General features: G+C 44.1%; 23 protein-coding genes and 1 pseudogene. 12 read left to right on the top strand and 12 right to left on the bottom strand.

Annotated elements, in window-relative coordinates:
• Positions 1 to 49: 49 nt before the first annotated feature.
• From metG to ispD, 3 genes are all read right to left on the bottom strand, one after another.
• Entirely contained in the window at positions 50 to 2,149 is a 2,100-nt protein-coding gene (gene metG, locus B9T20_RS08930) for a methionine--tRNA ligase (protein WP_094490728.1), read from the bottom strand.
• A gap of 69 nt (positions 2,150 to 2,218) precedes the next feature.
• Positions 2,219 to 2,698 (bottom strand): 2-C-methyl-D-erythritol 2,4-cyclodiphosphate synthase, encoded by a 480-nt coding sequence (ispF, locus tag B9T20_RS08925; RefSeq protein WP_094490727.1) that lies wholly within the window; start codon positions 2,696 to 2,698, stop codon positions 2,219 to 2,221.
• The gene (gene ispD / locus B9T20_RS08920) at positions 2,689 to 3,387 is read right to left on the bottom strand and encodes a 2-C-methyl-D-erythritol 4-phosphate cytidylyltransferase (protein ID WP_094490726.1); all 699 of its coding nucleotides are present in this window, start codon (positions 3,385 to 3,387) and stop codon (positions 2,689 to 2,691) included. The genes ispF and ispD overlap by 10 nt, the downstream gene beginning before the upstream one ends.
• A gap of 97 nt (positions 3,388 to 3,484) precedes the next feature.
• Here ispD and B9T20_RS08915 point away from each other — a divergent pair, with 97 nt between their 5' ends.
• From B9T20_RS08915 to B9T20_RS08895, 5 genes are all read left to right on the top strand, one after another.
• Positions 3,485 to 3,922 (top strand): universal stress protein, encoded by a 438-nt coding sequence (locus B9T20_RS08915; RefSeq protein WP_094490725.1) that lies wholly within the window; start codon positions 3,485 to 3,487, stop codon positions 3,920 to 3,922.
• Between the two features lie 103 nt (positions 3,923 to 4,025).
• Positions 4,026 to 4,469, top strand: coding sequence for a MarR family winged helix-turn-helix transcriptional regulator (locus tag B9T20_RS08910; protein WP_094490787.1), 444 nt, complete (start codon positions 4,026 to 4,028; stop codon positions 4,467 to 4,469).
• Between the two features lie 23 nt (positions 4,470 to 4,492).
• Positions 4,493 to 5,686, top strand: coding sequence for an efflux RND transporter periplasmic adaptor subunit (locus B9T20_RS08905; protein ID WP_094490724.1), 1,194 nt, complete (start codon positions 4,493 to 4,495; stop codon positions 5,684 to 5,686).
• A 17-nt stretch (positions 5,687 to 5,703) separates the two neighbouring features.
• Positions 5,704 to 8,895, top strand: coding sequence for an efflux RND transporter permease subunit (locus B9T20_RS08900; protein ID WP_094490723.1), 3,192 nt, complete (start codon positions 5,704 to 5,706; stop codon positions 8,893 to 8,895).
• Between the two features lie 159 nt (positions 8,896 to 9,054).
• A complete protein-coding gene (locus B9T20_RS08895) occupies positions 9,055 to 9,900 on the top strand; it encodes a DUF805 domain-containing protein (RefSeq protein ID WP_094490722.1) in 846 nt (281 codons plus the stop codon).
• On the opposite strand, the gene B9T20_RS08890 is transcribed toward B9T20_RS08895, so the two are convergent.
• From B9T20_RS08890 to cysS, 3 genes are all read right to left on the bottom strand, one after another.
• A complete protein-coding gene (locus B9T20_RS08890; protein ID WP_094490721.1) occupies positions 9,897 to 10,292 on the bottom strand; it encodes a hypothetical protein in 396 nt (131 codons plus the stop codon). The genes B9T20_RS08895 and B9T20_RS08890 overlap by 4 nt on opposite strands.
• Positions 10,293 to 10,395: 103 nt before the next feature.
• Positions 10,396 to 10,671, bottom strand: a complete 276-nt coding sequence (locus tag B9T20_RS08885) for a DUF493 domain-containing protein (RefSeq protein ID WP_094490720.1) — start codon at positions 10,669 to 10,671, stop codon at positions 10,396 to 10,398.
• A 20-nt stretch (positions 10,672 to 10,691) separates the two neighbouring features.
• Positions 10,692 to 12,068, bottom strand: coding sequence for a cysteine--tRNA ligase (cysS, locus tag B9T20_RS08880; RefSeq protein WP_094490719.1), 1,377 nt, complete (start codon positions 12,066 to 12,068; stop codon positions 10,692 to 10,694).
• 148 nt (positions 12,069 to 12,216) lie between these two features.
• On the opposite strand from cysS, the gene B9T20_RS08875 reads away from it, so the two are divergent.
• Both B9T20_RS08875 and B9T20_RS08870 read left to right on the top strand, forming a co-directional pair.
• Positions 12,217 to 13,830, top strand: coding sequence for a DUF2813 domain-containing protein (locus B9T20_RS08875; RefSeq protein WP_094490718.1), 1,614 nt, complete (start codon positions 12,217 to 12,219; stop codon positions 13,828 to 13,830).
• A 197-nt stretch (positions 13,831 to 14,027) separates the two neighbouring features.
• Positions 14,028 to 14,603 carry a peroxiredoxin gene (locus B9T20_RS08870; protein ID WP_008316196.1) on the top strand — a complete coding sequence of 192 codons (576 nt, stop codon included), beginning with the start codon at positions 14,028 to 14,030 and terminating at the stop codon, positions 14,601 to 14,603.
• Positions 14,604 to 14,633: 30 nt separating this feature from the next.
• On the opposite strand, the gene B9T20_RS08865 is transcribed toward B9T20_RS08870, so the two are convergent.
• The 6 genes and pseudogenes from B9T20_RS08865 to B9T20_RS08840 all read right to left on the bottom strand — a co-directional run bounded on the left by B9T20_RS08865 (position 14,634) and on the right by B9T20_RS08840 (position 18,326).
• Positions 14,634 to 15,560: a tyrosine recombinase XerC gene (locus tag B9T20_RS08865; RefSeq protein WP_094490717.1), complete on the bottom strand. Its 927-nt coding sequence runs from the start codon at positions 15,558 to 15,560 to the stop codon at positions 14,634 to 14,636.
• A complete protein-coding gene (locus tag B9T20_RS08860) occupies positions 15,553 to 15,921 on the bottom strand; it encodes an RNA-binding S4 domain-containing protein (RefSeq protein WP_094490716.1) in 369 nt (122 codons plus the stop codon). Before B9T20_RS08860 ends, B9T20_RS08865 begins: the two co-directional genes overlap by 8 nt.
• Positions 15,922 to 15,988: 67 nt before the next feature.
• A pseudogene (gene minE, locus B9T20_RS08855) lies at positions 15,989 to 16,246 on the bottom strand (cell division topological specificity factor MinE); the annotation flags it as partial.
• A 3-nt stretch (positions 16,247 to 16,249) separates the two neighbouring features.
• Positions 16,250 to 17,059, bottom strand: a complete 810-nt coding sequence (minD, locus tag B9T20_RS08850) for a septum site-determining protein MinD (RefSeq protein WP_094490715.1) — start codon at positions 17,057 to 17,059, stop codon at positions 16,250 to 16,252.
• 23 nt (positions 17,060 to 17,082) lie between these two features.
• Positions 17,083 to 17,823, bottom strand: a complete 741-nt coding sequence (minC, locus tag B9T20_RS08845; protein WP_094490714.1) for a septum site-determining protein MinC — start codon at positions 17,821 to 17,823, stop codon at positions 17,083 to 17,085.
• Between the two features lie 17 nt (positions 17,824 to 17,840).
• A complete protein-coding gene (locus B9T20_RS08840; RefSeq protein WP_008316206.1) occupies positions 17,841 to 18,326 on the bottom strand; it encodes a peptidylprolyl isomerase in 486 nt (161 codons plus the stop codon).
• A 157-nt stretch (positions 18,327 to 18,483) separates the two neighbouring features.
• Here B9T20_RS08840 and rpiA point away from each other — a divergent pair, with 157 nt between their 5' ends.
• Genes rpiA through sbcB form a run of 5 tightly spaced genes read left to right on the top strand, consistent with a single transcriptional unit; the run spans position 18,484 to position 22,339 of the window.
• Positions 18,484 to 19,143: a ribose-5-phosphate isomerase RpiA gene (rpiA, locus tag B9T20_RS08835; RefSeq protein ID WP_094490713.1), complete on the top strand. Its 660-nt coding sequence runs from the start codon at positions 18,484 to 18,486 to the stop codon at positions 19,141 to 19,143.
• Positions 19,144 to 19,731 (top strand): LPS export ABC transporter periplasmic protein LptC, encoded by a 588-nt coding sequence (lptC, locus tag B9T20_RS08830; protein WP_094490712.1) that lies wholly within the window; start codon positions 19,144 to 19,146, stop codon positions 19,729 to 19,731.
• Positions 19,715 to 20,200 carry a lipopolysaccharide transport periplasmic protein LptA gene (gene lptA / locus B9T20_RS08825; protein WP_233491662.1) on the top strand — a complete coding sequence of 162 codons (486 nt, stop codon included), beginning with the start codon at positions 19,715 to 19,717 and terminating at the stop codon, positions 20,198 to 20,200. Before lptC ends, lptA begins: the two co-directional genes overlap by 17 nt.
• A gap of 1 nt (position 20,201) precedes the next feature.
• Positions 20,202 to 20,924, top strand: coding sequence for an LPS export ABC transporter ATP-binding protein (lptB, locus tag B9T20_RS08820; RefSeq protein ID WP_008316211.1), 723 nt, complete (start codon positions 20,202 to 20,204; stop codon positions 20,922 to 20,924).
• 2 nt (positions 20,925 to 20,926) lie between these two features.
• Entirely contained in the window at positions 20,927 to 22,339 is a 1,413-nt protein-coding gene (gene sbcB / locus B9T20_RS08815) for an exodeoxyribonuclease I (protein WP_094490710.1), read from the top strand.
• The last annotated feature ends 1 nt before the right edge of the window (position 22,340 follow it).

Genomic DNA, 22,340 nt, shown 5'->3' with positions numbered 1-22,340 from the left:
TGATAAATAAAACAAAAGCTTGGGGAAACCCAAGCTTTGTTGATGTGCATTAAGAAATCTTCGCACCCGGTTTTAATTCACTCAATGTGGTCAACAAGGCCAAATCGCCATCAATGGATGCAGATAAAATCATGCCTTCACTGACGCCAAAGCGCATTTTGCGTGGCGCTAAGTTGGCCACCACAATTACATATTTACCCACCAATAATTGTGGCTCACCATATGCTGAACGAATGCCAGAGAAGATGTTGCGCGGTTTCTCTTCGCCTAAATCCACTGTAAATGCGAGCAATTTATCCGAGCCTTCCACAAAATCGCAGCTCAATACTTTGCCTAAGCGCAAATCTACTTTAGAGAAGTCATCGATGTTGATGCAGCCTTCAGGCAACACAACTTCAGCTTTTTTCTTCTCTTTCTTCTCAGTTTTTTCCGCTTTCTTTTGTGGCTCAGCCGCTTTGAGGGACTCTTTATTGCGATCCACCAATTGATTGAGCTGTTTGATGTCAATGCGCTTCATCAAGTGCTCATAATTGTTGATGGTGGCATTTTCTAGGTTATTGCGCGTGGCATCAAACGTCGAAAGATCACTGTTAAGGTAAGCGGCAATGTTTTTCACCGTTTGTGGCAAGATTGGGTATAAATAGATGCTTAGCAATCTAAACGCTTCTAAATAACTGGTGCACAAAGATTGTAAACGGGCATGATCGGCTTCATTTTTTGCCAATTCCCAAGGTTTTGTGGTATCAAAGTGCTCATTGACCAAATCACAACCACGTGCCACTTCGCGCATGGCTGCTGCAAAGTTACGATCTTCATAATGATTGATGATGTTCGCTTGCATCGTGCGAATTGTGGCCAATAATTCTGTGGTCTCTTGTGCAAAAGTGCTGAGCTGATTATTAAATAAATTAGAGACAAAGCGGCTCGTACGGGATGCAATGTTCACAAATTTACCCACTAAATCAGAATTGACGCGGCTGACCAAATCTTCTAAGTTTAAATCAAGATCATCAATCGCGCCCGATGATTTAGCGGCAAAGTAATAACGCAACCATTCAGGATTCAATTGTTCATCTAAGTAAGAACGCGCCGTGATGAATGTACCGCGTGATTTACTCATTTTTGCGCCATTGACGGTGATAAATCCATTGACGGCATATTGCGTGGGCAAGCGATAACCTGAGAAATTGAGCATTGCAGGCCAGAATAAGGTATGGAAATACATGATGTCCTTACCAATGAAGTGCACCATTTCTGTGCCCGCTTTTTCAGCAGCATCGCGCTCAATGAAGTCATTTAAAGCAAATTCAGGATGGCGCGCAATGTAATTGGCCAATGAAGCAAAGTAACCCACCGGCGCATCTAACCATACATAAAAGTATTTATTGGGTGCGTTCGGAATTGGGAAGCCAAAATAAGGTGCATCGCGGGAAATATCCCAATCGGAAAGCTTATTGTCTTCATCTGTGCCGAGCCACTCTTTCATTTTGTTGGCCGCTTCAGGTTGTAAGCGATCACTGTTGGCTAAAAATTCGCGAAGGAAAGTGACGCAGCGCTCATCGGATAATTTAAAGAAGAAGTGCTCAGAGCCTTTCATCACCGGAGTTTTGCCGGACACCACAGAAAACGGGTTGATCAATTCTGTGGGATGATACACACCGCCACAGGCTTCACAGTTGTCGCCGTATTGATCTTTGGCATGACATTTAGGGCATTCGCCTTTAATGAAGCGATCTGGCAGGAACATCTGTTTCTCTTCATCGAAAAACTGCTGAATTTCGCGGGTTTCGATCAAGCCTGCATCTTTTAATTTCAAATAGATGTCTTCAACGAGTCGGCGGTTTTCTTCGCTGTTTGTGGTGTAGTAATTGTCAAACTCGATGTGGAAATCCACGAAATCTTCTAAGTGGGCTTTTTGCGCTTTGGCAATGAGCTCTTCAGGCGTTATGCCTAAATTTTGTGCGCGGATCATGATGGGTGTGCCGTGGGCATCATCTGCACAGATGAAATGCACTTCAGAGCCACACATCCGATGGAAACGCGCCCAAATATCACCTTGGATGTAACCTAACAAATGACCTAAGTGTATATCACCATTGGCATATGGAAGTGCATTGGTAATGAATAACTTGCGTTTCTCTATCGACATGTTGTTTTGCTCTCAATGAAAAATAAAACGAATGAAATAGTGTAGCACTCTACACGATTTATATTAACCTTAATCTTGACAAGGGTTCAGCAGTACGATGGCTTGTGCGGCGATGCCTTCTTCACGGCCGATAAAGCCGAGTTTTTCCATCGTGGTGGCTTTCACATTGACATCATCTTCCGGTAAATTTAAAGCTTTGGCAATGTTTGAGGCCATTTTCTCTTTATGGGGCATCAGTTTTGGGCGTTCGGCCATCACAGTGATGTCAATGTTGCCAATGCACCAGCCTTTGGCTTTGACTTTCTCGTACGCTTTTTGCAGTAAAATCATGCTGTCTGCACCTTTATAGGTCGGATCTGTATCGGGAAAGAGCACGCCAATGTCACCGCATTTTGCCGCACCTAAAATGGCATCGGTTAAGGCATGGAGCACCACATCGCCATCGGAATGGGCTAAAAATGCTTGAGTGTGAGGGATTTTTTCACCCGCTAAGATTACATGATCACCTTCTGTAAAGGCGTGCACATCAAAACCAATGCCTACTCGCATATTGTCCTCTCTGAAAATAAAAATTGCATCAATCGTAAATCGGTCGGATGCGTGATTTTAAAATTATGGGGATAACCTTGATACACAAATGGATGATGGCCAAGCGCTTCGACGGCAGAGGCTTCATCGGTGACGGCTAAATTCCCCGTCAATGCCTCTTCATAAGCGGCTTTTAAAATGCCATAGCGGAACATTTGCGGCGTTTGCGCCAAATGAATGGTGCTCCGATCAATGGTGTGTGTGATTTGTTGCGCATGGACTTGTTTGACTGTGTCTACCGCAGGCAACGCCATGATGCCACCAATGGAATTGGGTTCTTTCATCACTTGCTCGATGAATTGTTGGAGCTCTTCGGGCGTTAAACCTGGGCGCGCTGCATCATGGACGATCACCCAATCATCATCTTTGGCTAAATGCGAAATGGCTTGTAAACCCAAACGAACGGTGTCAGAGCGATTGGGGCCAGCATCATAGCGCAATAAATCTTTAGGTAAATCAAGGTTGGCAAAATAACCATCATCGGCAGAAACCCCTACAGCAATCGTATGCTCACCTTGGCTTTTAAGGAGCGATAACGTGGCTGCAAGGACAGATTGAGACTCTGTCAGCATCAAATATTGCTTCGGACGATCCGCTTGCATGCGTGCGCCAACACCACCTGCAGGCACAATAAAAAAGAGACTTGCCATGATTTAGATTAATAATAAAATGGCTATTTTATCCCATTCGGTCATAGAATGTTATGATAAATCTAAAGCATCAAACCCTAACCCTAGAGGAATAATTATGAGTAATGAATATAAACATGTATTAGTGGCCATTGATCATTCAGCCGATTCAGAGAAAATCGTCAAACAAGCGATGGTGGTGGCAGAACGTAACCATGCAAAAATCACATTACTGCATGTGTTAGAAGATATTAACATTGCCCTTGGCTATGAGTTGATGCCGATTATCTCTGAACAAACGGATTCAGAAGTTGTGGCCGAGGCAAAAAGAAATGCCCGTGCTTTAGCCGATCGCTTAGGCATTCCGGATGCGGACACACACGTGGTTTCTGCCTTTTCAACCAAAGAAGGCATCATCAAAACAGCCGAATCCCTACAAGTGGAATTGGTGGTGGTTGGTGCACACACACGTCAAGGTTTGGCGCTGTTATTGGGCTCAACATCGGGTTCAATCATCAATGATTCTCCGTGTGATGTTTTGGTGGTAAAAGTCTAATTTTCCCCTCATAGAAACAATTTATAGTCTCGATTAATGTTTGACAACCTTGTTGTCGAACATTAATATAGGTCATCTTCTTTTGTGTGTTATTTAGGTCATGATGGCAGAGCGTTTCGATACAATTCATGAGTTTTTTACTTATTATTTTAAAGCCCGAACCAATTTAATGAAGATCAACCAACGGTTGATTGAGCCAACAGGGCTGAATTTTCCGTCTTGGCAATTGGTCATTCACATTGCCACGCATGAAAAATATGAAAAACAAGGCATGACAACGGCAGCATTAGCCGCAGATTTACTCATTACTCGCCAAGCTGTCCAAAAGCACATGAAGCCATTGTTAGATGAAGGTTTAATCTGCATTAAAGAGAATGAGAGTGACAAACGTTCTCCCTATTATTGTTTATCGGATCAAGGTGATGCGTTGTGTCAGCGTGTACTCGATGAAATTTATGGGGAATGGATGCTCAATTCAATGAAAGATTTCAGCGATGCTGAGATCGAAAATGCCATGAAGATCATGATTCACTTAACCAAGCTTTAGTACTATTAATCGAGACTGTAGATATGATGAGAAAATTGTTGTCCAATCAGAAATGGCTGTTGGTCATGGCGGGCGCATTGGCGCTATCGGCATGTTCCGACGATAAAAGTGCTCAGCAAGCTGCAGGTGTGCCGCCTGTCAAAGTGGTGACTTATACCACACAAGCCCAAGATGTGTTGGTCAAAGCAGAATTACCCGGCCGCACAAAGGCTTCTAAAATTGCTGAAGTGCGCCCACAAGTGGGTGGCATCATTTTAAATCGTCACTTTGTAGAGGGCTCTTATGTTGAAGAGGGCACGACGCTTTATCAAATTGATCCGGCCATTTATGATGCAGCGCTTAAAATTGCCGAAGCAAAATTAGAACAGGCCAAAGCCAATCAATATGCCGCGGCTGAAAAGGCAAAACGCATCAATGCGTTGTCTTCATCAAAAGCGGTGAGCAAACAAGATGTCGATGATGCCAATGCGGCATTGATCCAAGCCAATGCCCAAGTGTCCGCTGCAAAAGCAGAAGTGAATAATGCTGAAATCAGCTTAAATTACACCAAAATGTTGGCGCCCATTAGTGGTCAAATTGGCCGCTCTAATTATACGCAAGGTGCATTGGTGACGGCAGGGCAAGCGATGGAAATGGCTGTGATTCAGCAAAATGATCCAATGCGTGTGGACATTACCTATTCTGCAAAAGATTTTACGCGCATGCAGAAGAAATTCCGTGATGGCACATTAATCAATCCTGTGCCGGGTGCCATTGATGATAATAATTTCACTGTGCACTTAGTGATGGATGATGGCTCAATCTATCCTGAGGCTGGCGTGGTGAAATTCTCTGATCGCACAGTTGACCCTACAACGGGCTCCATTTTAATTCAAGCCGAATTCCCCAATCCTGATCAATTATTGTTGCCGGGGATGTTTGTGCGTTCGATTGTGGATCAAGGCATTCAGAAAGATGCCATTCAGATTCCACAAAAAGCCATTTATCGTGATCCAAAAGGTCAAGCCTTTGTGATCGTGGTGGGTCAAGGCAACATTGCTGAGGTGCGTCCTGTGGAAATTGAGCATGCCAATGGCAATAACTGGCTCATCTCCCAAGGTTTAAAAGCCGGTGAACAAGTGGTGATTGAGGGCATTCAGCAGGTGCAAAGTATGATGCGCCGTACGGATAAAGTGCCGCTGAACATTGCCAATGATGCACCGACGCAAACTCACTAACAGGGAAGGGAATACATATGGCTCGCTTTTTTATAGATCGCCCCATCTTTGCATGGGTGCTTGCGATCTTAACCATGTTTTTAGGGATTTTGTCGCTGCGCTCTTTGCCAGTGGCACAATATCCTGAAATTGCACCGCCTCAAGTCTCCATTGTCGGGATGTATCCTGGGGCAAACGCCACCACGATTGAAAACAGTGTCACGCAGGTGATCGAGCAGAACTTATCGGGTTTAGATGGTTTTCGTTATATGAACTCATCGAGCACGAGCCAAGGGAGCTTTCAGATTACGTTGACCTTTAACCAAGGGGTCGATCCTGACATGGCACAGGTTCAGGTACAAAACAAGATTCAAACCGCATTATCCACATTGCCAGAAGATGTACAGCGCCAAGGCGTGACGGTACAAAAATCTTCCGGTTCCTTCTTTATGGTGGTGAGTTTCTACTCTAAAGATGGCAAATACAGCAATGCGGACATTGGCGATTTCATCAACACCAACATTAAAGACACCATTAGTCGTATTAATGGGCTTGGGGACATTCAGTTCTTTGGTTCAGGTTATGCGATGCGTGTATGGCTAGATCCTTATCTGCTGAATAAATATGGCATGACGCCGATGGATGTTTTATCCGCCATTAAAGAGCAAAATACGCAAGTGGCCTTTGGTCAATTGGGTGCAACGCCAACGGTGCCCGGTCAAGAGATTAACTTTACCATCACCGCACAAACACAATTGGAATCGGTCGAACAATTTGAAGACATTCAATTGCGTGTGAATGAAGATGGTAGCCAAGTGCGTTTAGCCGATGTGGCGCGCATCGAATTGGCAGCAGAATCCACCGCCTTTGATGCAAAATATAACAACCAATCTTCAGCGGCATTGGGTTTAAGTCTAGCTTCTGGTGCGAACGCTTTAGACACCGCGCATGATGTTAAAGACACCTTAAAGCGTTTATCTGTGTTATTGCCAGAAGGCATTGATTATGCCTTTCCATATGACACCACGCCATTTGTTGAAATCTCCATTCACAACGTTGTCAAAACATTGATTGAAGCCGTGGCTTTAGTGTTTGTGGTGATGTATCTCTTCTTACGTAACATTCGCGCCACCATCATTCCCACATTGGCGATTCCTGTTGTGTTGCTTGGGACATTTGCGGTGTTAGATGTTTTTGGTTTTACCCTCAATACGCTGACGCTCTTTGCGATGGTATTGGCCATCGGTTTGCTTGTGGATGATGCCATTGTTGTGGTGGAAAACGTTGAGCGTATTATGGAAGAAGAGGGTTTATCCCCCATTGAAGCCACCCGTAAATCGATGGATCAAATCACCAGTGCATTGGTGGGGATTGCCGTTGTATTGTCCGCGGTATTCGTGCCGATGGCCTTCTTAAGTGGTGCATCCGGCGTGATTTATCGTCAGTTCTCGATTACCATCATCACGGCGATGTCGTTATCTGTGGTGTGTGCCATCATCTTTACATCCGCGTTGTGTGCCACGATTTTAAAATCGCCGCATGATAAAACGGAACCTAAAGGGATTGGTAAAATCTTTGCAGCCGTTGGGCGCGTTGTGGATTGGCCGGTGACGAAGTTTAACAACTGGTTTGATCGCATGAATCAACGTTATCGTGGCGGTGCAACGCATGCTGTGACGCATCCGAAACGTTATGTTGTGGCATTTTTTGCGATGCTTGCGTTGATCTATTATGGTTTTTCACGCTTGCCCACAAGCTTCTTGCCTGATGAGGATCAAGGGATTCTGATTGGGATGACGATTGGCCCAGATGGTACCGCGCTTGACATCACAAGCGATATTTTGGAGCAAATCTCCAATCATGTTTTGACGGAAGAGAAAAACTCCATCGATGCCATTATGGCGATTTCAGGCTTTAGCTTTGGCGGTCGCGGTGGTCAGCATGGTTTATTCTTCTTAAAACTTAAAGATTGGAGCGAGCGTAAGGATCCTGCTCAGAAATTGGCGGCGATTCAAAAGCGTTTGGCAGAGTATTTACATACGATTCCAAGTACACAAGGTTTCGTATTTGCGCCGCCTGCAATTATTGAGCTTGGTACAGCCTCTGGTGTGTCGTTCACATTGCAAAACGTCACCGGATTGCCGCATCAGCAATTTATGGGTGAAGTGATGAAGTTTATGGGCATTGTGGCCACACAATCAAAAACCATGAACGTTCAGACATTGCGCCCAAGTGGTCAGTTTGATGGTCCGCAGCTGCATGTGGACATTGACCAAGAAAAAGCCCGTGCATTACAAATTACCGTCGGTGACATCAACAGCTCCTTAGCGATTGCGTGGGGTAGCTTGTATGTCAATGACTTTGTGGATCGCGGTCGCATTAAGAAAGTTTTATTGCAAGGGGATGCTGAGTATCGCATGCAACCTGAAGACTTTGATAAATGGTATGTACGCAATAAAGTGGGTCAAATGGTGCCATTCAGTGCCTTTGCCAGCACGCGTTGGACACAAGGTTCACCGCAATTGAACCGCTTTGATGGTTATTCAGCCTTCCCATTTTCCATTGAAGCCAAACATGGTTTTAGTACCGGTGAAGTGATGAATGAGATTGAGGCCATTACACAGCAATATTTAGATGGCGTGCAAGTGCAATGGACAGACACATCCTATGAAGAGCGCAAAACAGGGAACATGCAGATTTATCTCTATATCATCTCTATTTTTGTCATCTTCCTAAGCTTGGCTGCATTGTATGAATCTTGGTCGATTCCATTTGCGGTGATCTTCACATTGCCGGTGGGTGTGATTGGTGCGGTGGCTGCGGCAAACTTGGTGGACATTCAAAATGACGTCTATTTCCAAGTGGGCTTATTGACAGTGCTTGGTTTGACCTCTAAAAATGCCATCTTGATCATTGAGTTTGCCAAGGACTTGCTCTTACAAGGCAAAAACATTGTGGAAGCAACGGTGGAAGCAGCGCATCTTCGCTTGCGTCCGATCATCATGACATCTCTTGCCTTTGGTTTTGGTGTATTGCCAATGGCGCTCAGTAATGGCGCAGGTTCTGGTGCACAAAACGTTGTGGGTCGAACCGTGATTGGTGGGATGATTGGCGGGACATTGTTGGTGCTCTTTTATGCGCCAGTCTTCTTCTCTTTAATCGGTAAGCGCTTTGGTCAAAAAGAGCATGCCATTTATGAGAAAAATCATGAGGACGCAGCGCACAAATAAGCCGTGGATCCTTCGTGGATCCTTTAAAGACAGAGCCGCCTTCGGGCGGCTTTTTTATCTTTGCACTTCATTGAATATTTTGATTTTCCATCACATTTCTTGTATAACATGTAGTCGTTTTGTACATGAATAATAACGATAAATCATCAAGGAGAAACAATGCAGGATCAATACACGGTCTCTTTTACCGGTCAAGTGATTCCGGGATTTGACGTTGACGCCGTCAAGCGAGATGTTCAGCAAAAACTTAAAGTGCCAGCGGAGCAAATCCCTGCATTTTTTTCAGGCAAAATCATTCCATTGAAAAAGCATCTGTCCATGAACGATGCATTGACGCTCAAAAATCGTTTAGAGAATTTGGGGCTCATGATGGAAATGAGCTCTGAATCCATGATGAACCTCTCTTTTGATGTGCCAGAACCACCACCAAAGCTTGAGCCTTCACCGGTTACGACAGAAAAAGATCCCTATGATTATCAGCGCATTGAGCGCATGCAAGCGGACATTGAGCGCAAACAAAGCCTAGCGCCACAGCGCATTGATCGTTATGAAGATGGACAAGATGCGGTGCCAGAGTTCTTTTCTTTATCCTTTGATGGCCGTTATGGCCGCTTAAACTTCATCAATGCATGGGTGATTTTCTATGGTGTATTGATGCTCGCAATGGTGGTGAGCATGCTCTTTTTACCAACATTATTCATTTTAGTTTTGCTTGTGCTGACGATGATTGCCTCAATTCGCATCATGGTGTTGCGTCTGCACGACATTAATTTAAGCGGTTGGTGGGTGATTTTTTATTTTATTCCAGCACTCAATGTCGCATTTTTACTCTTTGTGATGCTGATGCCAGGCTCAAGTGAAGAAAACGAGTATGGCAGACCCGTACCACAAGGACCGTGGTACGGTGTGCTGATTTTATTGGCGCTCTTGCTGTTAGGCGGCTTGTTCAACGAACCGTTGCGTCAAGCTGCTGAGCGACAATCGACGACGCAGTGGATGCGTTAGTCGTAATAGTTAAATGCCCATGGATCATTGTAGAAAAAGCCATTGTCCCAATCCCAAGCATCAGTTGCATCTAATGCTTGCATGCGTGCGATCTCTAGCTGGTTTTGCTCTTTATAGTTTGTCCAAGCCATTTTGTAACATGCTTGGAAAACAGGGTTATTTAAATGGTTGACATAAGCTTTTTCAAACGCTTTTTTCTCAGCTTCTGGTAACTTTTGTGCCGTTGGCAATTGTGCCATTAACTCTGCAGTTTTTGGATTACATTGCGCGGCTAAACTCACTTGAGTATCGAGCAGCTGTTTTTGATAGGCTGCTTTTTCTGCAGGCGTTGTGGCGCAGGCAGATAAAATGGCACCGGCGATCAATAGAGAAGAAAATTTTAGTATTTTCATAGGTATCCTCGTTATTATCAATGGTTAATGATGGCTCAATCACTATAATCGAATTGTGGCAAAATGCCAAAAAAAATCCCTTAGCAAGCTAAGGGATCAATCTTTAGAGTGCCCACACAACGCGCGGTTCAGCTTTGAGAAGCGTGTAAACTTCATCAATCTCTTCTTGTTTGGTCACCCAAACATTGACGGATAATGATAAATATTTATCCGATGAGCTCAATTTGCGTGTGATTTTTGAATCATCAATGGTGGGATCAACTTTTTTGAGCAGCGCAATGATGTCTGACTCAAAGTTTGGCTCATTTTTACCCGTGATTTTGAATAAAAAGTGCGTTGGAAAATCTACTAACGGTTGTTGGGTTTCAGGATTGATCATCAGTATCTCCTATTGTTCAATTATTGTGTTTCGCGGCGCCATGTGGTTTTGCCTTGTTTATCTTCAAGGACAACATTGCGCGCTTTGAGTTCATCGCGGATGCGATCTGATTCTGCCCAGTTCTTATTGGCGCGGGCTTCGTTGCGTTCTGCAATCAATGCTTCGATCAAATCAGTGTCATCATCGCTTTGGTTAGGGGCACTTTTTAAGAAGTGATCCGGATTTGCTTCTAATAAGCCTAGTACATTGCCCAATGTTTTGAGCACCACATAATCTTTAGGATCATGATGTTTGTTATAAAGATTGGCCGCCTCAAAGAGTAAATCGATGGCTTGTGGCGTATTGAAATCATCATCCATCACGTCACTGAAACGTACAGCAATCGGATGATGAGGATCAAAGGCTGGCAATTCATCAGGCGCATCATTAAGGGCTGTGTACAAGCGGCGTAAACCATTCCATGCTTGATTGAGCAAATCATCTGAATAGTTCACATGGGTGCGATAATGGCTGTTGAGCATGAAAAAGCGCAACACTTCTGCCGGAAAATATTTGAGCACATCGCGGATGGTGAAGAAGTTACCGAGAGATTTACTCATTTTTTCGTTGTTGATGTTAATAAAGCCATTGTGCATCCAATAATTGGCCATCGGTTCTTCGTGGTAGCCTTCAGATTGGGCAATTTCACATTCATGATGCGGGAATTTTAAATCCATACCGCCGCCATGAATGTCAAAATGGTGACCAAGGGTCTCTTTACTCATCACAGAGCATTCAATGTGCCAACCTGGGCGACCTTGTCCCCAAGGTGAATCCCAGTAAGGTTCGCCGGCTTTGGCGCGTTTCCAAAGCACAAAATCCAACGGATCTTCTTTATCGGATTGCACTTCAACGCGTTCGCCTGAGCGCAATTCATCAATGTTTTGATTGGACAATTTGCCATAATCTTTAAAGCTGCGCACGCGATAATAGACATCGCCATCTGGTACAGCATAGGCAAGGCCTTTGTTGATTAAGCCCTCAATGAGTTCAATCATGCCAGCGATGGCATCTGTGGCGCGTGGTTCAGAATCCGGTGCTAATACATTGAGTTTTGCGCAGTCTTCATGCATCGCCGTGATGAATTCATCTGTTAATTCATGAATGGTGATGCCGCGTTCATTGGCACGTTTGATGATTTTGTCATCGATGTCTGTAATGTTACGCACAAAATGCACATCAAACCCTTTGTGCATTAAGTAACGGCGGATCATGTCAAAGGCGATCAAAGAGCGCGCATGACCAATGTGACAATAGTCATACACCGTCATGCCGCACACGTACATGCGAATTTTATTGGGCTCAATGGGGATGAAATCTTCTTGTTGGCGCGTTAAGCTGTTAAAAATAGAGAGCATAAGTGTGTCCGTGTGTTAAAAAAATGATCTTATATCCTACCATGATGGGGACATTTCTGAAGCTTTCAATACAATAAGACTTTGGGAAACGGTTACTTTCCTATATTCTTTAAAGATGAATCATTATGATGATAATAAAGGAGCGTGAATGTTACTGCATTCCATCGAAATCCAAGGATTCAAAGGGATTCGTGAATTAACGATCAACCTCAATGATGATGTGAGCGTTTTAATTGGCGAAAATAGCTGGGGGTCATCGAGCCTCATTTCAGCCCTTGCCATGATCACAAAAGAGAACTTTCTCTATCAATGCCAACCGTATGACTTTTTTGAGGAGCGCGATTGCCCAAATGATTGCCTACGCGTGCGTTTTATTTATCAAGAGCATCCGACAGAAAAGCCGATTTTGCCGATCTATCCTGAGCTTAAAGCCATCAGTTATCTAGACGAAGGCAACGCGTCACGCATCTGTTATGAAGTGAGCGCTCGTAAAATGCAGGACACTGTCATCACGCAGCATCGTTTTGTGGATGGCATGCGTGAACCAATTGTGGTGGATGATTTTAAAGCGCGTTTGCAGTGTTTGATTGACCTCAATCCATTGTTGATTTTGCGGGGCAGCGCGGCCTATGAAGCGGTGACGCGTAAAGACAATGAGCGCATCGAATCGTATTACAATCTTTTGGTGCAGCAATTGACGAAAGACACGCATCAATTGACTGATCGCGAGTTAGAGCAGGGCTTATATGCCGCAACGCTTCTTTTAACCTATTATTTAGTGAGCCACAAAAGTACAGAAGAGCACATCCGGAAACCGACGTTAGAAGATTGGCAGGTGCTGGATAAAATCAATGATTTATTGGATCAACTTGATAACTCGGCGGCGCGCAATGTGATGATGCGCTTTTTTACGAGTGTGATTTTCCATCGCATGGGTTATTCATTGTCTGAACATGCATTGCCCATTTTATTTCTAAAAGATTTTGGTGGCAGCATTCACCCGACGATTATGTCCGTTGGCATGCGTCTGCTTGGCAATTTGCCCATTCAAAAAATTCTGACGAGCAACAGCAGTGATTTAATTCCAATCGTCTCTTTGCATAATGTGTTGAGAATCTCGCGTGCCGACAATGAAATTGTCGTCAATCAAGTGTTGCCAAACAGTTTGTCACGCAGCACACAACGCAAAGTGACGTTTCATATTTTTCATCGTCGGCCAATTGCGCTCTTTGCGCGCTGTTGGTTTTTAGTAGAAGGCGAGACAGAGATTTGGCTCTTAAAAGAGTTGGCCGAAGTGTGCGGCTATAATCTCAGTGCAGAAGGCATTACGCTGGTGGAATTTGCCCAATGTGGCGTGATGCCACTTGTGGAATATGCAGAGGCGATGGGCATTGAATGGTATGTGATGGCTGATGGCGATGCGGCCGGCAAACATTATGCGAAATTGGTGCGTACACACTGTAAAAATAAAGATGAGTATTACCGCCATGTGACGCGATTGCCTGCGCGAGACATTGAAAATTTCCTCTTTCAAAAGGGCTTTAGCCGCGTGTATAAAGAGATTGCCTATGGTAATGATGATTTTGTGGATAAGCCCATTCATGAGATCATTCAGCGAGCGGTACAAAAAACATCAAAACCTGATTTAGCGATTGCTGTGTGTGATCATGCCCGTTTACGTGGCATGCGCTCTGTACCGCCGTTGTTGCGCAAAACATTTAAAAAAGTGATTGCCTTATCAAAGGGTATCCCTCAGGAATAAACCGTGTATACTATAATTATGAAGGCAATAGAAAAGATATTGCGCCACGAAGTTACATTAAGTAACTCATGCAATTAAAAATATTAATGGTTCGAGTTTAGTATTTTAATGGGTAATATCCTTGAATATATGGCCGTAAATATATAGTATGAATGCGTCAAGTATGTTCTTTCAATTAACTTAAAAGGAGTATTAACATGGATGTTGATTTCACTTTTGGTAACTCAAAAACTGTTGGTGATCGTTTAGATGCGTTTGAAGTTGTAGGCGTAAAACCTGGCTTTAACCACCACGAAGAAAACGGCGTATCTGCTTTTGAAACAATCAATGAAAAATCTTTCCCAGGCAAATGGAAAGTGATCTATTTCTATCCAAAAGATTTTACATTTGTATGTCCGACTGAAATCGTTGCTTTTGACAAATTAGCAAAAGATTTTGAAGACCGTGATGCTGTATTAATGGGCGGTAGCGTAGACAACGAATTCTGTAAACTCGCTTGGAGACGTGATCACAAAGATTTAGACAAATTAGGTCACTACTCTTTCGCTGATGTGAAAGGTGAATTGGTTGATATGTTAGGTATTCGTGATCAAGAAGCTGGCGTTGCACTTCGCGCAACTTTCATCGTAGATCCTGACAACGTTATCCAACACGTATCTGTAAATGGTTTGAACGTAGGTCGTAACCCTTCAGAAGTTTTACGTATTTTAGATGCGTTACAAACTGACGAATTATGCCCATGTAACCGTCAAGTGGGCGGCGAAACTTTATAAGCTTTCGTTCCACACTGAATATGAGCCACGCTATTTGCGTGGCTTTTTTTTCGCGCGCGGATGAGCCGCATCAAAGATTTTGGATAAATGCCCAAAATCTAAATGGGTATAGATTTGTGTGGTGGAGATGTCCGCATGCCCAAGGAGCTCTTGCACAGAGCGAATGTCTTGGCTTGACTCTAAAACATGGGTCGCCATGGAGTGACGAAACATGTGCGGATGGACTTTCAGGCTTTTCCCCATCTTATCGGCAATGTGTTTGACCCGATTACTCACTTGACGAGATGTCATGCGGCTGCCGCGTTTGGTGATAAAAAGGGCATCGTCTAAATTTTTCCATGTGGCTCTAAGCTGTAGCCATTTTTCAAGGGCGTCTTTGGCTTTTGTGCCAAGGGGTACAATGCGTCCTTTGCCGCCTTTACCATCGATGACTTTCACCTCAAGATTGCTTAAAGAGATGTGATTGAGATCTAACTGCGTCAATTCAGATAAACGCAAACCGGTGCTGTAAAAGAGCTCACAGATGGCAAAATCACGGGTTTCAAGTTCAGTCTCTGCCGTTTGATCGAGCATTTGCGTGATGGTATCTACCGCAATCACTTTGGGCAGCGATTGCTGAACTTTAGGCATTTTCACTAAGCGTGCAGGATTGGCCGTGAGGATGGCTTCCTCCACTAAATGGTCAAAAAAGACACGGATGCCCGCTAAATGAGTTTTTAAACTCGTTAAGGCTAAAGGGCGCTGAAAACACTCATGCTTTTTATCGCCTTTGTTGCGGTAGATGATGTACTTTTGCAATAACTGCTGATCGCATTGTGACCATTCTGTCAGCCCTTGATCTTCGAGATGATGCGCTAATTGATGGAGTGCTAAGGCTTTCGCCTCAACGCTACGTTCGCGGTAGCGCTGGGCAAATTTGGCTAAGAAATCATCAATGGCAAGCTGTAAATTACTCATGGCTGTGGCGCATTTTGCGCAACAATTGACGATCTTTTTTATCCGGGGCTTTGTCAGGCTTTGGTGCGTGCACAAGCTTACGCATTTCACGATCTGCTAAGCGTTTGGCTAAACTCTCTTCCGTTTCATGATATAAAAGTTGAGCTTTTGGGGCAGGGCCGCGCACTTCGCTTAAATCATCAATGATGATGACAAAGGTTTCGCCCGCTTTTTCGATGACGAGTGTGTCACCAATTTTAATCATGCGAGCAGGTTTGGCATTGTCGCCATTGACGCTCACTTGGTGTTTCTCAATCGCTTCAACCGCCAAACGACGCGTCTTATAAAAACGCGCCGCCCATAACCATTTATCGAGTCTCATGGCTCGGCTCTGCTTGTGAAGAAGATTCTTCAGCATCAGCTGCTTGGGCTTCTAATGCCTCTTCTTCTTTTTCAGACAAAGTGATGTTGAGTTCAAGGACATCAAAACCATCTTCTTTATCCATCGCCACTTTGATTTGATCACCATCAATGGACATGTATTTACGCACCACTTCTAAGATGTCTTGCTGCAATGCTTTTAAGAAATCCGGTTGCTGAGACGGTGAGTTTTGGTTGCGCTCATGGGCGACGATGATTTGTAAACGCTCTTTAGCGATGGATGCTGAGGCTGTTTTCTTTCTTCTTTTAAATAACGCGCTGAACATGCTTTAACCTCCAAACAGTCTTTGGAAGAAACCTTTTTTCGTCGCTTCAATAAAGCGATGGGGCTTATCTTCGCCAAGGAAGCGCGCGACGATGTCTTCGTACGCTTGTCCGGCATCGGATTCAGTTTCTAAAATGACAGGGGTACCCGCATTCGAGCACTGTAAGACGGCTTCTGACTCAGGCACAACGCCAAGGAGCGGGATGCCGAGGATTTCTAATACGTCCGTCACAGAGAGCATGTCGCCTGATTCTGCGCGCTCAGGGCTGTAACGGTTTAACACAAGATGTTGTTTGACCTCTTCGCCATTTTCAGCTTTTTTCGTTTTGCTGGCTAAAATGCCCAAAATGCGGTCAGAATCTCGCACGGAGGAAACCTCTGGGTTTGTGGTCACAATCGCATCATCGGCATAATACATGGCAAGCTGTGCACCTTTTTCGATGCCTGCAGGTGAATCACAGATGATGAATTTAAAATCCATCTCTTTTAAGCCATTGATGACTTTTTCCACGCCTTCTGTGGACAATGCATCTTTATCACGGGTTTGTGATGCCGGTAAAATAAAGAGATTTTCAAGACGTTTGTCTTTAATGAGGGATTGCTGAAGGGTCGCTTCATCATTGACCACATTCACAAAGTCATAAACAACGCGACGCTCACAGCCCATGATTAAATCAAGGTTACGCAAGCCCACATCGAAATCGATGACCGCTGTTTTATGACCGCGTTTTGCCAAACCTGCTGCGATGCTAGCACTTGTTGTGGTTTTGCCAACGCCACCTTTACCTGAAGTTACAACTATTACACGTGCCACGTTTTTACTCCTAAGTGTTATGTTTAAAATTCTTTGGTCAATGGTTCAATGATCAATTCATCTTTATCCAAATAAATTTGTACCGCTTTGCCGCGCCAATCTTCGGTGAGTTCTTCGATTACTTTATATTTTCCGGCGATGGAAACAAGCTCAGCTTCTAACGATTGACAAAAAATTCTAGCCAAAGTGTTGCCTTTAACGCCCGCTAATGCACGGCCACGCAAAGGACCATAAATATGAATGTTGCCATCGGCTAAGACTTCAGCGCCTGTGTTGACAGTATTGATGATCACTAGATCACCATTGTGATACACCTGCTGACCTGAGCGAATATGGCTTGAGATCAATTTCACGGGTTTACAGGCTGCCTCAACGGATTTTTCAGCCACTTTGGCCGCTTCAACTTTCTCTTGTGCCGCTTTTTTATCTTGTTCGGCTTTGTCGTATCTGGGTTGAATGTTCGGAAAAATGGGCCAACCGCTGCGCTTTGCTTGTGCGAGCAAATTTTTTGGAATGTTATGGAGTGCCACCGGAATGATGCCTTGGTTCGTCAACAAATTCTTGAGCCACGCAAAATCTAAGTGGTGCGTGTTTTCCGGTAATTGGCTTAAATCAACAATGATGGGCAATTGTTGAAAAAACTCAGCAGACTCTGACACTTTTGCATTCAGAGACTGTTCAAAATCTTTTAAGTCGTTTGACTGTAAATGAAGCACGGTCAAGGTAAATAGACCGCCCTTCAATTGAAAACAAGGTTTAGACATGAAGAATAAATCCTAATTTAGTGATCGTGACCACCTGCATGGACGTGACCATGTGCCAATTCTTGTTCTGTTGCATCACGAACATCAACCACATCAACGTCAAAGTTCAATGTTTTGCCCGCTAAGAAATGGTTTGCATCTAAAGTGATGTCGTCGCCTTCTACACTTAAGATCACAAAATGACGTTGATGACCATTTTCTTCTGCTGCAATCATGCCGCCTGCTTGAATGTCATCAGAATCTTTGAAGTGTTGGCTGCGGCTGATGACAAATACGTTTTCATCGCTGCGAAGACCGTAACCTTCTTCAGGTGTTACGCTAAATGCAATGTTTTGGCCCGCTTCTACACCGGCTAAAGATTTTTCAAAGCCAGGAATCATCATGCCAGCGCCGTGGATGTAAGTTAATGGTTGCTCTTGACCTTTGTTGCTGTCGATCACATTACCTTGGTCGTCTGTTAATGTATAGAAAACAGATACCACTTTATTCGGTGCAATGCTCATTATAAAATCCTTTCAGTTTTTCGGTTTATAAGTCTCCCACTATACAGCAAACAGTTGCTAACAACTAGATGCAATCGTTGCTTTTTGTCATAAATAAGCTCCCTTTTAGGGATAAAAACACCTATAATGGCAATAGTTTTTGTGTAGGGGATTATCAATGAGTCAAAAAACATTAAAGCAGTTAGCCGCCGAAAAAGCGTTGACATACATTTCAAAAGGCGAGCGTTTAGGTGTGGGCACAGGCTCCACTGTTGACTGCTTAATTGCGCTGTTACCAGAGGTTCGTCATCACATTGATGTGGTGGTCTCAAGCTCTGAGCGCTCAACAGAACAGTTGCTAGAATTAGGATTTAACGTGTTGCCAATGACGGATGTGGAATCACTCACATTGTACATTGATGGCGCCGATGAAATTAATGACAAATTACAGATGATCAAAGGTGGCGGTGCTGCATTAACGCGTGAAAAAATCGTGGCTGCGCATGCAGATCGCTTCATTTGTATTGCTGATCAATCAAAATATGTGGATGTATTGGGTCAATTCCCATTGCCGGTGGAAGTGATTCCGATGGCGCTTGGCCATGTACAACGCGAATTGAATAAACTCGGGGATGCGCGCGTGCGTGAAGGCGTGATCACAGACAATGGCAACCCGATCATTGATGTGTTTGGCTTAAAGATCACAGATCCTGTTGCCCTTGAAACCCACATCAATCAAATCGTGGGCGTTGTGACAAATGGTATTTTTGCGCATCGTCCGGCAGATTTATTGGTGTTGGCTACAGACAACGGCGTTCAAGTGATCGAGGCAAAATAAGTGCTCCCTAAATCTTTTCTTCAAAACGCATTTTTTGTGGTGGCCATTGGTGGTTTAGCCTATGTTTCGATGACTTTGTACAACGAAAATAATGCGCTGACTTCGGAAAAATCACCATTCCCACTCTTTGAGATCAAAGGGTATGATTTGGTGCGTTTTGATGCAAAAGGTGATCGCATTTATACGATTCAGGGCCCTGAATTAGAGCATTATGACGATGATCGGGGCTCGACATTACAGCATCCATTTTTAACCCATTTTACGGATCAAGGCGGCATTGATTGGACGGCGCGCAGCGATGAAGCGATCGTGAATGAAGATCAATCGTTGATCACGATGAATGAAAACGTGGTGCTGACAAAATACAATGCTGAGAATGCGAAAACCACTGTGTTGAACACCTCACAATTGTATGTGCACAATAAGGGCGAGAAGGTCACCAATGATGTGTGGACCAAAATCCGCTCTTATCCGAACAACACCATCGAAGGCATTGGCCTCATTGGCTATCCGAATCTCGGGCAGTTTAACTTATTAAAGGATGTTCACAGTTATTATGAAACCATTCAAGATGAAAACACTCAGTAGTTTGCTCGTGGCTTTTGGATTGTTCACCATGGCGCACGCTTTGCCAGAAGACAGCGCCGAGCCCATTAAAATTACGTCAGATACAGGCGGATATGATCATCAGATCAACGAAGGCTTTTATGATGGTAACGTTGTGATGGTGCAGGGTACATTAGAAATTCACGCCGATCATGCGCAGTTTAAAATGGTCAATGATGAACTTGAAGAAGTGATTGCTAAAGGCAACCTCATCAAAATTAAATATCTACCCGAAGCCGATAAACCTTGGGTATTTGGGGAAGGGGAGCGCTTAGAGTATTATCCTAAGAAAAATCTATTGGTGCTCAGCCAACGCGCGAAGCTTACGCAAGAAGATGATGTGGTGGAAGCGCATCGCATTGAATATGACACCATCAATAAAAAAGTGAAAGCATTGAGCAATCAAAAATCTGATCGTGTCTTCTTTGAAATCAAGCCAAAAGGAAAATAGCATGCAATTGAGAGCCAAAGAACTCGTTAAGCGTTTTAAAAAGCGCACCGTGGTCAATGGGGCTTCATTCCATGTGGACAGCGGTGAAATTGTGGGATTGCTTGGCCCCAATGGCGCCGGTAAAACCACCAGCTTTTACATGACGGTGGGTTTGATTGTTGCCGATGAAGGACACGTGTTTTTAGGTGAGCATGACATCACAAAGTTGCCAATGCATGAGCGCGCCCATCGCGGCATTGGCTATTTGCCGCAAGAGGCTTCCATTTTCCGTAAAATGACGTCGCGGGATAATATTCTCGCCATTTGTCAAACTCGCAAGGATTTGACGAAAAAAGAGCAGCATGAACTGGCCGATCAATTGCTGGAAGATTTTAAAGTGACGCACATTGCCAACTCGCTTGGCATGTCGTTATCAGGCGGCGAACGTCGCCGTGTTGAGATTGCTAGAAGCCTTGCGCTCAATCCAAAATTTTTACTGTTAGATGAGCCTTTTGCCGGGGTTGATCCTTTATCGGTTGCGGACATTCAAACCATTATTTTAGAGCTGTCTGCTCGTGGCATTGGGGTTTTGATCACAGATCATAACATTCGTGAAACGCTCAGCATCTGTCAGCGTTCGTACATTTTAAGTGGTGGGCAGGTGATTGCCGAAGGTTCAACAGCTGAACTTTTAGACAATCAGATCGTGCGCACTGCCTATTTAGGGGATAATTTCTCACTGTAATCATGGCTGAATTTCTCTTTTACGATTATGAAACCTTCGGGATTTCACCAAAATATGATCGCATTGCGCAATTTGCGGCAATCCGTACGGACAGCGATTTCAACATCATTGGTGAGCCCATCAATATTTATTGTCAGCAAGCGGACGATTATGTCCCCTCGCCTGAAGCCATTTTAATCACGGGCATTACGCCAGATTATTGCAATGAGCACGGTTTGCCTGAACATGAATTTGCCCGCAAGATTTATGATGAGTTCATGAAGCCTGATACTTGCGTGATGGGATTTAACTCCATCCGCTTTGATGATGAGATGACCCGTTATCTCTTTTATCGTAACTTTTTTGATCCCTATGCATATGCATGGAAAAATGGCAACAGCCGCTGGGATGCTTTAGATTTAGTGCGCGGCGTATATGCCCTTCGCCCTGAAGGGATTGAGTGGCCAAAGATTGATGGTAAAACCAGTTTAAAATTAGAATTGCTCACAAAAGCGAATGGTTTAAGTCATGACAATGCTCACGATGCCTTAAGTGATGTTTATGCCACGATTGATGTACTCAAGCTCATCAAAGAGAAGCAGCCGCGCTTTTATGATTATTTCTATCAGCACCGCCGTGCTAAAGATCTTTTGCCCATCATTGAGCAACATTTTGGGCGACCGTTGGTGCATGTTTCTGGCATGTTTGGGGAACACAATGGTTATTTCTCTGTCGTTGTGCCGCTCACCATGCATCCTTGGAATAAAAATGCTGTTGTGGTGGTGGATTTACGCGGCGATTTAGATGAGTTGCTCAATTACAGCGCTGAAGAGATTAAAGCGGCGATGTATACAGCGAATGAAGATCTTGGGGAAGGCAGAAGCCGTGTGCCATTAAAGCTCATTCATCTCAATAAATGCCCGATCATTTCGCCGGTGAATGTTTTAAAATACACACAAAATTTATATGGGTTAGACCTCAATGCCGCGCTTGATAAAGTCGCCATTGTCAATGGTCACCATGCGGAGCTTGAACGAAAAGCGCGCGAAATTTTTGCGCCAACAACTGCGCCCTCTTATGATGATCAGCCGTTATTGTCCCGTGTAGAATCGATGTTGTATGATGGCTTTTTTGAATTCAGCGATAAAAAAATCATGGAAGAGATTCCCTATTTATCCGAAGAAGCACTGAAAAATAGCCATTATCAATTTAAAGATGCACGCATTGCACCGTTGCTCTTTTTGTATCGTGCAAAAAACTTTCCGATGAGCTTAACGAGTGAAGAGTATCAAGAATGGGAAGCGTACTGTGATGCACGCCGCGAGCGTACGCTCTGTGAACAGCAAGCTTTGTACACGGCTAAAGTCGCTGAATATGCGGATGATCCTGTGAAATCGAAGCTGCTGGCCGATTGCCGCTCGTTATATTTTGAATGAT

It is taken from the genome of Wohlfahrtiimonas sp. G9077 (assembly GCF_002252155.1).
Lineage (GTDB): Bacteria > Pseudomonadota > Gammaproteobacteria > Cardiobacteriales > Wohlfahrtiimonadaceae > Wohlfahrtiimonas.
Note: the sequence above shows the minus strand (reverse complement) of the source record. Positions and strands in the feature narration are given on the sequence as shown.

Excerpts from the sequence above, each read along its gene's own strand:
- metG (WP_094490728.1), bottom strand. The coding sequence starts at position 2,149 with ATGTCGATAGAGAAACGCAAGTTATTCATTACCAATGCACTTCCATAT.
- ispF (WP_094490727.1), bottom strand. The coding sequence starts at position 2,698 with ATGCGAGTAGGCATTGGTTTTGATGTGCACGCCTTTACAGAAGGTGAT.
- ispD (WP_094490726.1), bottom strand. The coding sequence starts at position 3,387 with ATGGCAAGTCTCTTTTTTATTGTGCCTGCAGGTGGTGTTGGCGCACGC.
- B9T20_RS08915 (WP_094490725.1), top strand. The coding sequence starts at position 3,485 with ATGAGTAATGAATATAAACATGTATTAGTGGCCATTGATCATTCAGCC.
- B9T20_RS08910 (WP_094490787.1), top strand. The coding sequence starts at position 4,026 with ATGGCAGAGCGTTTCGATACAATTCATGAGTTTTTTACTTATTATTTT.
- B9T20_RS08905 (WP_094490724.1), top strand. The coding sequence starts at position 4,493 with ATGATGAGAAAATTGTTGTCCAATCAGAAATGGCTGTTGGTCATGGCG.
- B9T20_RS08900 (WP_094490723.1), top strand. The coding sequence starts at position 5,704 with ATGGCTCGCTTTTTTATAGATCGCCCCATCTTTGCATGGGTGCTTGCG.
- B9T20_RS08895 (WP_094490722.1), top strand. The coding sequence starts at position 9,055 with ATGCAGGATCAATACACGGTCTCTTTTACCGGTCAAGTGATTCCGGGA.
- B9T20_RS08890 (WP_094490721.1), bottom strand. The coding sequence starts at position 10,292 with ATGAAAATACTAAAATTTTCTTCTCTATTGATCGCCGGTGCCATTTTA.
- B9T20_RS08885 (WP_094490720.1), bottom strand. The coding sequence starts at position 10,671 with ATGATCAATCCTGAAACCCAACAACCGTTAGTAGATTTTCCAACGCAC.
- cysS (WP_094490719.1), bottom strand. The coding sequence starts at position 12,068 with ATGCTCTCTATTTTTAACAGCTTAACGCGCCAACAAGAAGATTTCATC.
- B9T20_RS08875 (WP_094490718.1), top strand. The coding sequence starts at position 12,217 with ATGTTACTGCATTCCATCGAAATCCAAGGATTCAAAGGGATTCGTGAA.
- B9T20_RS08870 (WP_008316196.1), top strand. The coding sequence starts at position 14,028 with ATGGATGTTGATTTCACTTTTGGTAACTCAAAAACTGTTGGTGATCGT.
- B9T20_RS08865 (WP_094490717.1), bottom strand. The coding sequence starts at position 15,560 with ATGAGTAATTTACAGCTTGCCATTGATGATTTCTTAGCCAAATTTGCC.
- B9T20_RS08860 (WP_094490716.1), bottom strand. The coding sequence starts at position 15,921 with ATGAGACTCGATAAATGGTTATGGGCGGCGCGTTTTTATAAGACGCGT.
- minC (WP_094490714.1), bottom strand. The coding sequence starts at position 17,823 with ATGTCTAAACCTTGTTTTCAATTGAAGGGCGGTCTATTTACCTTGACC.
- B9T20_RS08840 (WP_008316206.1), bottom strand. The coding sequence starts at position 18,326 with ATGAGCATTGCACCGAATAAAGTGGTATCTGTTTTCTATACATTAACA.
- rpiA (WP_094490713.1), top strand. The coding sequence starts at position 18,484 with ATGAGTCAAAAAACATTAAAGCAGTTAGCCGCCGAAAAAGCGTTGACA.
- lptA (WP_233491662.1), top strand. The coding sequence starts at position 19,715 with ATGAAAACACTCAGTAGTTTGCTCGTGGCTTTTGGATTGTTCACCATG.
- lptB (WP_008316211.1), top strand. The coding sequence starts at position 20,202 with ATGCAATTGAGAGCCAAAGAACTCGTTAAGCGTTTTAAAAAGCGCACC.
- sbcB (WP_094490710.1), top strand. The coding sequence starts at position 20,927 with ATGGCTGAATTTCTCTTTTACGATTATGAAACCTTCGGGATTTCACCA.